Genomic DNA, 12,265 nt, shown 5'->3' on the forward strand with positions numbered 1-12,265 from the left:
TGGGGTTAGGCACGCTTTCTGGAATTCTTTGGTTGGCTCTTGTCCCGCCCCGGCCGGATCCGAAACTTCAGGATCCGTTTGGGGCGCATGGCCGGGGCCATCTGTTCCCGGGCCAGCGAGAGGACCACCCCCACGGCGCACAGCGACATCAGCAGGGCCGAGCCGCCATAGGAAATGAACGGCAGCGGCACGCCGATGACGGGCATGAGGCCGGTGACCACGGACATATTCACTGTGGCCTGGCCCAGCAGCCACACCATGATGGTGCCCGCCAGGACCCGGTGGAACATGTCCTCCTGCGCTACCACCACGCGGTAGATCGCCGCGCCGAGGATCGCGAAGAGAACCAGCACGACGACGGTACCCACCAGGCCAAGTTCCTCACCGATGATGGCAAAGATGAAGTCGTTGTGGGCTTCGGGAATCCAGCTGTACTTCTGCCGGCTCTGCCCCAGGCCCACGCCCAGCCAGCCCCCTGAGGCGAGGCCGTACATGCCGTTGGTGGCCTGGTAGTTGGCGTCGATGCCGTCGGCACAGGACTGGCCGGTCCACCATGAGGTGATGCGGCACATGCGGTTCGAGCTGGTGACCGCCATGACGGCCGTGCCGGCAGCGGCGATAAGGCCCGCGATGCCGAAGAGGTAGAGGGGAACGCCTGCGAAGAACAGCGCCGCCGCCATGATCATCATGATGATCATGGCGGTGCCCAGGTCGTTCCCCACCAGGATCAGCACGACGATGATGGCCGCCATGGGGACGGCGGGGACCAGCACGTGCTGCCACCGGTTGAGCAGCTTGCCTTTCCTGGCCAGCACCGTGGCCAACCACAGCGCCAGGGCCAGTTTTGCCGCCTCAGAAGGCTGGAACGTGATGCCGCCCAGGTCAACCCAGTTCCGGTTGCCGTTGATCTCCGTGCCAACCACCTGCACCACGGCAAGGAGCACCACGGCCAACCCAACGGCGGGCCAGGCGAGCCGCTTGAGCCAGGTGACGTTGATGCGCGACAACACGAACATGGTGAAAATGCCGATGGCGGCGAAGACACCCTGCTTCAGCGCGTCTCCGTAGGGCGACTTTCCGGCGGCGATCGATTCAACGCTGGAGGCCGAGAGGACCATCATGATCCCGATGGCCGTCAACGCAAGGGTGGCGCCAAGGATGAGGTAGTACGTGGAGCCGTTCCGGGACGTGCCCGTTCCCTCCAGGGCAGCCCAGAAGCGCCGGTACAGGGCGCGCAGTTTCCTGCCTGCAGAAGCGGGCTGCCGGGAAGCGGCAGCCGTGGAGCCAAGGCGGGGCCTGCCGGCCTGGGGCCGGGTGGGCGTACTGGCCATTGTTACTCCTCGCCGGTGTGGGCCTGCCCTTCCACCAGCTCGCGGACAGCGTCGATGAAAGTACCACCACGGTGAGCGTAGGAAGAGAACTGATCCATGGAAGCAGCTGCCGGAGCCATCAGCACGGTGTCGCCTGATTCGGCGATCCGTGCTGCTGACGCAACGGCCCAGGACATCACCCGTTCTCCCTTTCCGGGGGAACCGCCGGAGGTGCCACCGGACGCGGAAGCAGTCTGCACCCCTTCAGTCTCACCTGCCTCCGGTTCGATCACCGGGACATCGGGCGCGTGTCGCTGGAGGGCTTCCCGGAGGTGGGTGGTGTCCGTCCCGATCAGTACTACGGCCTTGAGCCGCGCGGCGTGGTCCCTTACCAGCTCGTCGTAACTCACGCCCTTGGACAGGCCGCCGGCGATCCAGACTACGTTGCTGAAGGCCGACAGGGATGCTGAGGCTGCGTGTGGATTGGTGGCCTTGGAGTCGTTAACCCAGAGGACGCCATTCATGCGGGCGACCGGCTGGATGCGATGGTCGCCCGGGACGTAGTCGAGGATGCCCTGGCGGACTGCCTTGGCGTCCACGCCATAGGCGCGGACCAGGCCGGCTGCGGCAAGGGCATTGGCAACCATGTGGCGTGGGGCCAGCGGTCCCAGGTCCGCCATGGAGGCCAGTTCAGCCGCGCTGTTCCTGCGCTCTTCGATGAAGGCGCGGTCCACCAGCAGCCCTTCCACCACTCCAAGCATGCTGATGGCCGGAGTGACTGTAGTGAAGCCCACCGCACGGCAGCCTTCCACGACGTCTGCGTTTTCCACCATGCGCTCGGTTTCAACCTGCTCGGCGTTGTAGATGCAGGCCTTCTGGGTCCGCTCGTACACCTTCGCTTTGTCCGCGAGGTACGAATCATAGGAGCCGTGCCAGTCAACGTGGTCTTCGGCCACGTTCAGGCAGACGCTGGCCACGGGCGAAACGGATTCCGCCCAGTGCAGCTGGAAGCTGGAGAGTTCGACGGCGAAGACGTCGTACTCGACGGGGTCGCGGAGGGCATCCAGGATAGGAGTGCCCACGTTGCCCACGGCGACGGCTTTGAGGCCGGCTGCACGCAGCATGGATTCGGTCAACCCCACCGTGGTGGTCTTGCCGTTGGTGCCGGTGATTGCCAGCCAGTCGGCCGTCTTCCGGCCTTCCCTGGTCCGCACCCGCCAAGCGAGTTCGACGTCGCCCCACACTGGTATGTGTGCCCGTGCCGCTGCGGCGAGCAGCGCCTGGTCCGGGCGCCACCCCGGCGAGGTCACAATCAGTTCCGGAAGCTCGCCGTCGATGCGCGGGATGTGCGTCACGGCGTCGGGACCGAGCAGCACATCCGCGGCACCCACGATTTTCAACGTGTCCGCGTGGGCGCGGGCAGTGTCGCTGGTAGCGGCGTCCACCACGACGACGCGCGCGCCAAGTTCGATCAGGGTGTCAGCAGCGGCGAAACCTGATACCCCGATGCCGGTGACGACGACGCGCAGGCCGGCCCAATCGGAGTCCCAGGAGACGAGGTTGGCCAAGCGTGGGGAAACGGTCACAGCAGTACAACCCATTCAGCGTAGAAGATGCCCAATCCGACGGCGACGAAGAGTCCGCCCAGGATCCAGAACCGGACCACGACGGTCACTTCGGCCCACCCCTTTAGCTCGAAGTGGTGCTGCAGCGGTGCCATCTTGAACACGCGCTTCCCGCCGGTGGCCTTGAAGTAGCCCACCTGGATGATGACCGACAGGGTGATCAGCACGAAGAGGCCGCCCACGATGCCCAGCAGGAGTTCGGTCCGGGACAGGATGGCGAAACCAGCCACCGCGCCGCCGATGGCCAGCGAACCGGTGTCGCCCATGAAGATCTTTGCCGGCGATGTGTTCCACCAGAGGAACCCCACCAGCGCGGCGCTGAGGATGGCGGCCAGGAGCGCCAGGTCCAAGGGGTCCCTGACCAGGTAGCAGCCGCTGCCGGCCTCCCTGGGGGAACCACAGGCCTGGTTGCTCTGCCATATGCCCATCAGCGTATAAGCGCCGAAAACCATGATTGATGCACCGGCCGCCAGGCCGTCCAGGCCATCGGTAAGGTTCACGCCGTTCGTGGCAGCGGTGACGATCAGGTTCGACCAGATGACGAAGAGGATGGCCCCAAGGACGGTGCCGCCGAAGGCAAGGTCGAGCCAGGGCAGGTCGCGGACCAGGGAGATCTTTGTGGACGCGGGCGTCAGGCCGGCGCCATTGGGGAAGTTCAGCGCCAGGATGGCGAAGATGATGCCTACCGCGGCCTGGAGGATGAGCTTTGCCTTGGCGTTAAGGCCGAGGCTGCGCTGCCGGGAGATTTTGATGAAGTCGTCCAGGAAGCCCACCAGGCCCATGCCCACCATGAGGAAAAGCAGGATCAGGGCCGAGGCGGATGGTCCCGGCGAGTCGGGGTTCATCATCAGCATGATGAGATGCGTGAGTCCGTAACTGAGCAGCACGGAGGCCACCACCACGGTTCCGCCCATGGTGGGGGTGCCGCGCTTGGTGTGGTGCGATGTGGGGCCGTCGTCACGGATGAACTGGCCGTAGCCGCGGCGCACCAGGAGTCGGATGAAAAGCGGGGTGCCCACCAGGGAGCACAGCAGGGCCAGTCCTGCGCCGATCAATAGAGCAATCACAGCAGAGTGCTCCTTTCGTCGGCAGGGGTGGAGGTTGGGGGTAATGCTATCCGATCGCCCAAATGGCGAAGTCCCACGCTATTGGAGGACTTGAACAACACCAGGTCGCCGGACTGGAGTTCGGCGTCCAGGACTTCATAGGCCTCATCCACCGTCTCGGCGAAGAGGCACTCGTCCCCCCAGGAGCCTTCCTGCACGGCCGAAACGTAGAGGGCCCTGGCTTCGCGGCCCACCACCAGCAGCCTGGAGATGTTGAGGCGCACCACCTGGGTCCCGACGGCTGTGTGCTCGCGGATGGAGTCTTCGCCCAGTTCCAGCATGGCCCCCAGGACCGCCCAGGTGCGGCGGCCGCGGCCAAGGTCGGCAAGGGTTCGAAGGGCGGCCCGCATGGACTCCGGGTTGGCGTTGTACGCATCGTTGATGATGGTGACACCGTCGGCCCGCTCGGTGCGTTCCATGCGCCAGCGGCTGGCGGCCGCCTGGTTGCTCAGCGAATCGGCGATGTGGTCACCGGGCACTCCGGCAGCCCACGCGGCGGCAGCGGCTGCGAGCAGGTTTCCCACGTGGTGCGCACCGATGAGCCGGCTGCTTACATGCCGGGGAGCGGCACCATCCGGAAGCTGGAGGTCGAATTCGGGGCTGCCCCCGGCGTTGGTGTCCGGATTGAGCGCCTGGACCTGCGCATCCGTGCGTCCTTCTGCGGAAAAGCCAAGGACGGCAGCGGTGGTACGGCTGCGCATTGCGGCCACGCGCTCGTCGTCAAGGTTGATGATCGCGGTCCCGCCGGCGGTCAGGCCTTCGACCATTTCACCCTTGGCAAGCGCAATGTTCTCCACTCCCCCGAACTCGCCGGCGTGGGCGGTGCCCACTGCCAGGACCACGCCGATGTCCGGCTTGACCATCTCTGCGAGGTAGCGGATGTGGCCGATCCCGGTGGCCCCCATCTCGATGACCAGGTAGCGGGTATCGGTGCCGGCCCGGAAGACCGTGAGCGGGACACCCACCTCGCCGTTGTAGGAGCCTTGGGGCGCCACTGTGTTGCCTTGCGTGGCCAGGATTCCGGCCAGGAGGTCCTTGGTGGTGGTCTTGCCGGCGGAACCGGTGATGCCCACCACCGTCAGCTGGTCTCCTGCTGCCGCACGTGCGGCCCGGATCCGGCGGACGGCCTCCGCGGCAAGGGCGCCCATGGCCAGGACGGCGTCGGCCACCACGATCGACGGGTACGCGTCTCCGTCCGGTGCCGGCACCGGGTGCTCGACGAGTGCCAGCACGGCACCCGCGGCAAAGGCGGCATCGATGAAGTCGTGGCCGTCGGCGTGTTCGCCCGGCTTCGCGACGTAAAGCGAACCCGGTGTGGCTTCGCGTGAATCCGTCACCACCGAGAGGGGCGTAAGTCCGGGATCGGCGTCCAGGCGCCCGCTGGTGATTTCGGCGATTTCCGCCGCAGTAAATGCAATCATCTCGGTCTAGGACTCTATCCGGTCGTCATGGAGAACGTTGAATCCCCTGGCTGTCAAGGCGTTGCGCAGTTCCACCCTGTCGTCCAGGGCGAGGTTGACGCCCTTCACTTCCTGCCAGACCTCGTGCCCCCGGCCCGCAACAAGGATGGTGTCCTGTGGGCGCGCCAGGGACACTGCGTGGCGGATGGCTTCGTCGCGGGGAAAGACCTCCAGCAGCTCGGCCGTCGATGACCCGCTGTCCAGGGCTTCACGAGCCCCCGCCAACACGTCGGAGCGGATCGCTGCCGCGTCCTCGTCGTGGGGATCGTCGTCGGTGATGATCACGGTGTCGGCAAGCCGCGCCGCAATGGCGCCCATGGCGGGCCGTTTGCCCTGGTCCCGCTGTCCGGTGGCGCCGAACACCACGATCAGCCGGGAGTCCGGCTGGGCAGGCCGGACAGCTTCCAGGGCCCGGGCCAGGGCGTCCGTGTTGTGGGCGAAGTCCACCACGGCGGCGGGCTCCGCGGCGATCAGCTGCATTCGTCCGGGCACGGCCACCGTGAAGGGGTCGGCACTGTCCAGTGCGGCCTGCAGGTCAGCCGGGTCCACGCCGGAAGCGAGGACCATCAGCGCAGCCAGGGCCGCGTTGGCCACGTTGAAGCTGCCGGGCAAGCCGGTGTGGATCCTCAAGGTGGCGCCTCCGGGACCCGCAAGGGTGAAGTCGGTCCCGAGTCCCCGCGGGGCCGTTGCTGCCACCGTCCAGTCCGCCTGGTTGCTGCCTGACGTACTGAGCGTGGTGACCGGCACCTGGGTGCTGCCGGCCAGCCGGCGTCCCCACTCGTCGTCGACCGTCACCACCGCCCGGCGGGTGCGCCCGGGCGTGAAGAGTTCCGCCTTGGTGGCGAAGTACTCCTCCATGGTGTTGTGAAGGTCAAGGTGGTCCTGGGTCAGGTTGGTGAAACCCGCGACGTCGAAGAGCAGGCCGTCAACACGCTGGTAGGAGATGGCGTGGGAGGAAACTTCCATGGCGGCGGCGTTCAGCCCGCGTTCGCGCATGAGCGCCAGGAGCCCGTGGACCTCGGTCGATTCGGGCGTGGTCAGGAGGCTGGGGATCGGCTTCCCGCCGGCCAGGATTTCGATGGTTCCGATCAGGCCGGTTTTCTGCCCGAGCGCACGCAGCAGGGAGGTGATGAAGTAGGTGGTGGTGGTTTTCCCGTTGGTTCCGGTAACACCGAACAGCCGCAATGGCCGGCCGTCAGCGGGCTGGCTTCGGTAGATCATGGCGGAGAGCGGTCCCACCTCGTTGCGGGGATTCCCGACCACGAGCACCGGGACCGGCGTATCGGCGGACAGTGCCAGCAGCCGTGCCCCCGCGTCGTCGGTGAGGACGGCCACTGCCCCTGCACCGATGGCGTCGGAGGCGAAGTCGGCGCCGTGCCTGCTGGCTCCGGGGAGAGCCACGTAAAGGTCGCCAGGCTCCACGGTGCGTGAGTTGAGCGATATGCCGGTGATCTCCGCGTCGGCGGCGGGTTCGGGCACAGCTACGCCAAGGGCCTGCCCGACGGCGGCCAGCGGGACGGCAGCCACGGCTGCGGGCCGGAAGCGGCCCGGACTTTCGTCCCGGGGAGCGTCGCTGCCGGGCGTGGTGAACTCTGACAAGGGGATCTCCGATGGTGCTAGTGCGTGCCCGGCATGGTTCGCCCCGGGCACTGTGATGCGCTGGATGCTGCTGGTACTTCCGGCCCCGCGCGGCGGCTATTTGGCGTACTGGGGCATCCTGGCCGGCGTTCCGGTTGAAGGCTGGACGTTGTAGGTCCGCAGCGCCTGGCTCATGACGGACCGGAACACCGGCCCGTTGGTGATGCCGTAGATGCTGCCCTTCGGCCGCTGGAGCACCACCTCCACAATAAACCGCGGATCATCCATCGGCGCCATTCCCACAATCGAGGCCGTATAGCCGCAGTAGCCCGACTTGCCGTCGTCGCACGGTGACTCGGACGTGCCGGTCTTGGCTCCCACCCGGTAGCCGTCGATCCCGGCGTCCTTGATTTCGCCCTCGGTGACGGCGCTTTCCAGGATGTCCTTGACCTGCTGGGCCGTACTGCCGGAGACAACCTGCCGCGACGGCTGGGCGGGCACCTTTTCCTCGGTGCCGTCAGGCGAAATGTAGGAATCGATCAGCCGTGGCTGCAGCATGACGCCGTTGTTGGCGATGCTTTGGTAGGCACGGACGGTCTGCAGCGTGGACTGCGAAACGCCCTGCCCGAACAGCACAGTGTACTGCTGGCGTCCATCCCACTGATCCGGCGGTGTGAGGATGCCCGAGGCGGTGGCCGGCAGGCCGATGTCCGGTGCCTCGCCGATGCCGAACTTCTTCAGCCAGTCATACCGCTGTTCCTTGCTGAGCCGCTGGCCCGCCATGACAGTTCCGGTGTTCATGGAGTACCCGATGATGCCCGCCAGTGTCCGTTCCTCGGTCCCGTGGGTGAACGCATCGCTGAACGTCTGGCCATCAACCGTGTAGGTGGGCGGGATCGTAAAGGTGTCCAGCGGTTTCGCGAGTCCCTCATCGATCACAGCTGCCGCCGTCATCATCTTCTCCACGGAACCGGGCTCGTAGGCTGCGGTCACGGAGCGGACGCCGCGGTCCTTGGCCGCCACGAGACCGGGGTTGTTCGGGTCCGGTGAGTTCGTGTCGGCCAGGGCAAGGAGGTTCCCGGTCTTGGCGTCCATGACGATGATGACGCCCCATTCGGCGCTGAGCTTGTCCGACTGGCTCTGGATGGCCTGCTGGGCAAAGTATTGAAGATCGGAGTTGAGCGTGAGCTTGACGTCCTTGCCGTTCTGGGGCGGCGTCAGCTCGTCAAGGCCCACCGGGATGCGCAACCCATCGGCGCCGATCTCGAACAGGCGCTTGCCGTCCTTGCCCTTGAGCTGGTCGTCCTGGGTCTGCTCGATACCGGCCAGGCCGGTGGTGCCGTCCTGGAGGAAGCCCACCACTCCCCCGGCCACTGCACCGTTCGGGTAGACGCGCTTGCTCACGCCCTCGGCAACGATGCCGGGCACCTGGAGTTTGGAGATGCGGTCCTCGACGTCGGGCTTCACGTCCTTGGCCACGATGTAGTAAGGCTGCTGGCCGGTGACGGCGTCCCGGACAGCATTCGTGTCCATGCCAAGGGCGGCTGCGAGCTCGGAAATTGCCTGGTCGCGGCTGACGTCCACCAGTTTTTCGTGGCCGTCCGTCTGGTCCAGCCGCTTGTAGGACTCCGTCTTGGTGTTGACCCGCTGGTCGACCACGATGTTGTAGCGGATCACGCTGTTGGCCAGGACGGTTCCGCGGGAGTCCAGGATGCTGCCGCGCTCTGCAGGCAGGATGGCGGAGGTCATGCGGCTGTTCAACGCCGCTTCAGCCATGCCCCCGACGTCGAGTCCCTGGACCAGGAAGAGCTTCCCGCCCACCACCAGCAAAAGCGTGAGCATGACGCCCAGTCCCAGGCGTAAGCGTTTCGTGGCGTTGGGTGCCTTGCCTTGTCCTGCCTTGCCGGTCTTCTCCGCCACCGTGATATTCCTTGCTGCTCGACGCTACTGCCTGTCCTGCCCCTTGGTCTAGTGTCCGGGGACCTTCTGCTGGGGCGCCGGAACGGAGCCGCCGTGAAGCGCGGGTGCCGGAGCCGCCGCGGCGGCCTGGGCAGCTGCAGCCGCCTGGGCCGCGGGGGCTCCACCGGCCTGTGCCGGGCTGGCTGCGGGGGCCGGGCCGGCCGAGGGAGCGGCGGCCGCCTTGCCCGCGTCCGGTGTCGCGCCCTTGTCCGCTGTTGCGCCCTTGGAAGCCGGCGGCACAATGAGCTGCCCGGCCACGGCCGGCGCCGGGATCACCGCTCCTCCTGCTGCACCCTTGACTGCGGGGGTGGCTTTGCCGGTGACTGAGAGGGTGGACAGGTCGATCTGGCCCTTTACCGTGGAGGCCACCATGCCGAGCTCGGTGGCTTTGGCCGCCAGGTTCTGCGGGGCCTCGTAGTTCTGTACCTGCTGGGTGAGGTCCTGGTTGGCCTTGGTCAGTGAGCTCTGCTTGGCGCGCAGCTCCACCAGCTGGTACTGGGCGGTGGACACCGAGATGTTCAGGACCAGTACGGCGACCAAGGCGACCGCGAGCATGGCAAAGCAGAGCACGACGAAGGGGGCGCGGCGCTTCCGGGGCGCCGTGCGGACTACGGAAAGCGGTGTACGCCCCTTCCGGCCCCCGCCCGGTTCGCCTGCAGGCCTGGCATCGGCCGCCGAACTGCCGGAAACGATGGGAAAGTTCTTGACGGCGGCGGTGCTCATGCAGCTCTCCTGGCTCTGATTCGTTCTGCCGCGCGGAGCCTGGCGGAGGCAGCGCGCGGATTTTCAGCAATTTCGACGGCGGTTGGCACCTCAGTGCCTTTGGTCAGGGTCTTGAGTTCAGGCTTGTGTTCTTCCAGCTCGACGGGGAAGCCAAGCGGAGCGGAGGACTTCGAGCGTGCCTGGAGGACGCCCTTGACAATCTTGTCCTCCAGGGAGTGGTAGGACATGATCACGATGCGCCCGCCCAGGGCCAGGGAGTCGACGGCGGCGGGGACGGCCCGTTCCAGGACGTCAAGTTCTTCGTTGACCTCGATCCGCAGGGCCTGGAAAGTCCGCTTGGCAGGGTGTCCGCCTGACTTCGCGGCGGAGGCGGGCACCACGGACCGGATCTGCTCCACGAGCTCGCCGGTGGTGGTGAATTCCTTTACCGCACGTGCTGCCACGATCCTGTTGGCGATCCGTCCGGCGAACTTCTCCTCGCCCCACTTGCGGATGATCCGGACCAGGTCCGCTTCGCTGTAGGTATTGACCACATCCGCCGCCGTTTGGCCGCGGCTGGTATCCATCCGCATGTCCAGCGGGGCATCGAACGAGTAGGCGAAGCCACGCTCCCGTTCATCCAGCTGCAGGGAAGAGACACCCAGGTCCATCAGGATGCCGTGCACCTCGGCCACGCCGAGGTCTGCCAGTACGTCCTGGATTTCGTCGTAGACCGCGTGGACCAGGTCCGTTCGGGCGGCGAAAGGAGCCAGCCGCTCCCCCGCGAGGGCCAGCGCTTCCTCGTCACGGTCAATGCCGATGAGGTGGAGGTCGGGGAACCTCTGGAGCATGGCCTCCGAGTGGCCGCCCATCCCAAGGGTTGCGTCTACGGCGATGGGGGTTTCGCCGCGGAGCCTCGCTGCTTCGAACCCCGGTGCCAACAAATTGATGCACCGGTCGCGGAGGACCGGCACATGGCGTTCGGACGTGGGCTTGGGTTGATCGGTCATGCCTGGTCCTTTCCCGCCGTCGTTGTCACCTGCTGCTTCTGGGACCAGATCCCCATCCGCGCCTACCGTTCCGCCCGCCTGGCTCCGGGGAAGGTGAGCCAGGTTGGCAGTCGGTGGGCCGGCTGGAGATCTCGTCCAAGAAACCACCTGCTGCCCCGCTCCGGGATTCAGAGAATGCCCGGAATGGGATCGTCAGTCTCGGAAAAGGCCGTCTCCTTCTCCGCGAGGTACTCATTCCAAGCCTGGGCGTCCCAGATCTCGGCGCGGGTACCGGCGCCGATGACGGCAAGTTCCCTTCCGAGTCCTGCGTACTCCCGGAGCGCCGGTGGAATGGTCACGCGCCCCTGCTTGTCAGGTACCTCGTCAGAGGCTCCAGAGAGAAATACACGGATGTAGTCACGTGCCTGCTTGGAGGAAATTGGCGCCTCCCGCATTTGCTCGTGAACCCGTGCAAATTCCTTCTCACTGAAGACGTAGATACAACGTTCCTGGCCCCTTGTGAGCACCAGGCCGCTGGCAAGCTCCTCGCGGAACTTGGCGGGGAGAATGATCCGTCCCTTTTCATCCAGACGCGGCGAGTGAGTGCCCAGAAACACTGGCCCACCGCCTGTCCGCTGTCAGGAACTGCACATCCCCTATGTTGCAACCACCCTCTTATGTCCTCCACATTACTCCACTTTCCACCACAGTCAACGCAAAACGGCTCCTGGGACGCCGCAATTATGGGATGAAATGCCTGAAATCGCGGGAATATTGAACGGTGGTGGAAAGTGGAGGATCTTTTGGCCCCGCAAGGGCCCGGCGAATCTCCTCAGCGGGCGGGCTCGTCGGAAAGCCGTGGACCGTGTTCCTTAAACGCGAAAAGACCCGCCGTAGCGGGTCTTCACGGGCGATCCCCTGTGTCAGGGGAGCGGAATGGAGGGACGTGGGACGCAGGAGCCCAAGGCGCCTAGGGCTCCCCCCTGCGGCGCTCGTCCCAGCGCTCTTCCAGGCTGCTCATGAATGAACTCCGTTGCTTGCCTGGCTTTGCTCCCCCGCCCTTGGCGGCGGAACCCCCACGGGAACTTCGCATGGTGGCGAAGTAAACTCCGCCGCCCATGACCACGAAGCCCAGGACCCCGACGAAGATGTTTTGGAGGGTGACACCGACCAGCAACAGGAAGACACCTGCCAGCGCGCACAGGACCCCAATAACAACATGCCTCGTGGACCATGAACGCCCGGGGTCCGAACCCATTGAGTTCGCGAACTTCGGGTCGTCCTCGTGAAGCTGCTTCTCAAGCTGCTCAAGCAGCTTCTGTTCGTGCTCCGACAGCGGCATCACGACCTCCTTTTGTAGGCCAACGTCCGGGCTGATCCCAGCCACTACTTCTACTCCGTAGAACGCCTGCCGATGCTGGTAAGTTCCCCGTTTTGCCGGCCGTGGCAAAACGGGGATTCAGCATGCGGTCCCGGGAGCGGGAGCATGTCCAAGAGGGTCCGGCAGTAAGTCCATTCACTCGAAAACTATGTATC

The 12,265-nt window shown here is 65.8% G+C and carries 10 protein-coding genes; all 10 read right to left on the minus strand.

Translation table 11 applies throughout. From position 1 onward, the window contains the following. Positions 1-5 precede the first annotated feature (5 nt). Complete coding sequence (gene ftsW, locus FBY30_RS19325) at positions 6-1,331, minus strand: putative lipid II flippase FtsW (protein WP_142134333.1); 1,326 nt, start codon at positions 1,329-1,331, stop codon at positions 6-8. Positions 1,332-1,333: 2 nt separating this feature from the next. Next, entirely contained in the window at positions 1,334-2,911 is a 1,578-nt protein-coding gene (murD, locus tag FBY30_RS19330; protein ID WP_200830727.1) for a UDP-N-acetylmuramoyl-L-alanine--D-glutamate ligase, read from the minus strand. Further along, complete coding sequence (gene mraY / locus FBY30_RS19335) at positions 2,893-4,002, minus strand: phospho-N-acetylmuramoyl-pentapeptide-transferase (protein WP_142134337.1); 1,110 nt, start codon at positions 4,000-4,002, stop codon at positions 2,893-2,895. The genes murD and mraY overlap by 19 nt, the downstream gene beginning before the upstream one ends. Further along, positions 3,999-5,462, minus strand: coding sequence for a UDP-N-acetylmuramoyl-tripeptide--D-alanyl-D-alanine ligase (locus FBY30_RS19340; protein ID WP_142134339.1), 1,464 nt, complete (start codon positions 5,460-5,462; stop codon positions 3,999-4,001). Before FBY30_RS19340 ends, mraY begins: the two co-directional genes overlap by 4 nt. Before the next feature lie 6 nt (positions 5,463-5,468). Further along, entirely contained in the window at positions 5,469-7,100 is a 1,632-nt protein-coding gene (locus FBY30_RS19345) for a UDP-N-acetylmuramoyl-L-alanyl-D-glutamate--2,6-diaminopimelate ligase (RefSeq protein ID WP_142134341.1), read from the minus strand. 96 nt (positions 7,101-7,196) lie between these two features. Further along, positions 7,197-8,999 carry a peptidoglycan D,D-transpeptidase FtsI family protein gene (locus tag FBY30_RS19350; protein WP_142134343.1) on the minus strand — a complete coding sequence of 601 codons (1,803 nt, stop codon included), beginning with the start codon at positions 8,997-8,999 and terminating at the stop codon, positions 7,197-7,199. A gap of 48 nt (positions 9,000-9,047) precedes the next feature. Continuing rightward, positions 9,048-9,761 carry a hypothetical protein gene (locus tag FBY30_RS19355; protein ID WP_142134345.1) on the minus strand — a complete coding sequence of 238 codons (714 nt, stop codon included), beginning with the start codon at positions 9,759-9,761 and terminating at the stop codon, positions 9,048-9,050. Beyond that, a complete protein-coding gene (gene rsmH, locus FBY30_RS19360) occupies positions 9,758-10,750 on the minus strand; it encodes a 16S rRNA (cytosine(1402)-N(4))-methyltransferase RsmH (RefSeq protein ID WP_142134347.1) in 993 nt (330 codons plus the stop codon). The genes FBY30_RS19355 and rsmH overlap by 4 nt, the downstream gene beginning before the upstream one ends. A 167-nt stretch (positions 10,751-10,917) precedes the next feature. Continuing rightward, the gene (gene mraZ, locus FBY30_RS19365; protein WP_018763545.1) at positions 10,918-11,346 is read right to left on the minus strand and encodes a division/cell wall cluster transcriptional repressor MraZ; all 429 of its coding nucleotides are present in this window, start codon (positions 11,344-11,346) and stop codon (positions 10,918-10,920) included. 353 nt (positions 11,347-11,699) lie between these two features. Next, the gene (locus FBY30_RS19370) at positions 11,700-12,071 is read right to left on the minus strand and encodes a DUF3040 domain-containing protein (RefSeq protein WP_142134349.1); all 372 of its coding nucleotides are present in this window, start codon (positions 12,069-12,071) and stop codon (positions 11,700-11,702) included. Between the last annotated feature and the right edge of the window lie 194 nt (positions 12,072-12,265).

This window comes from Arthrobacter sp. SLBN-83, assembly GCF_006715285.1.
Lineage (GTDB): Bacteria > Actinomycetota > Actinomycetes > Actinomycetales > Micrococcaceae > Arthrobacter.

Excerpts from the sequence above, each read along its gene's own strand:
- ftsW (WP_142134333.1), bottom strand. The coding sequence starts at position 1,331 with ATGGCCAGTACGCCCACCCGGCCCCAGGCCGGCAGGCCCCGCCTTGGC.
- murD (WP_200830727.1), bottom strand. The coding sequence starts at position 2,911 with ATGGGTTGTACTGCTGTGACCGTTTCCCCACGCTTGGCCAACCTCGTC.
- FBY30_RS19370 (WP_142134349.1), bottom strand. The coding sequence starts at position 12,071 with ATGCCGCTGTCGGAGCACGAACAGAAGCTGCTTGAGCAGCTTGAGAAG.
- FBY30_RS19355 (WP_142134345.1), bottom strand. The coding sequence starts at position 9,761 with ATGAGCACCGCCGCCGTCAAGAACTTTCCCATCGTTTCCGGCAGTTCG.
- FBY30_RS19340 (WP_142134339.1), bottom strand. The coding sequence starts at position 5,462 with ATGATTGCATTTACTGCGGCGGAAATCGCCGAAATCACCAGCGGGCGC.
- rsmH (WP_142134347.1), bottom strand. The coding sequence starts at position 10,750 with ATGACCGATCAACCCAAGCCCACGTCCGAACGCCATGTGCCGGTCCTC.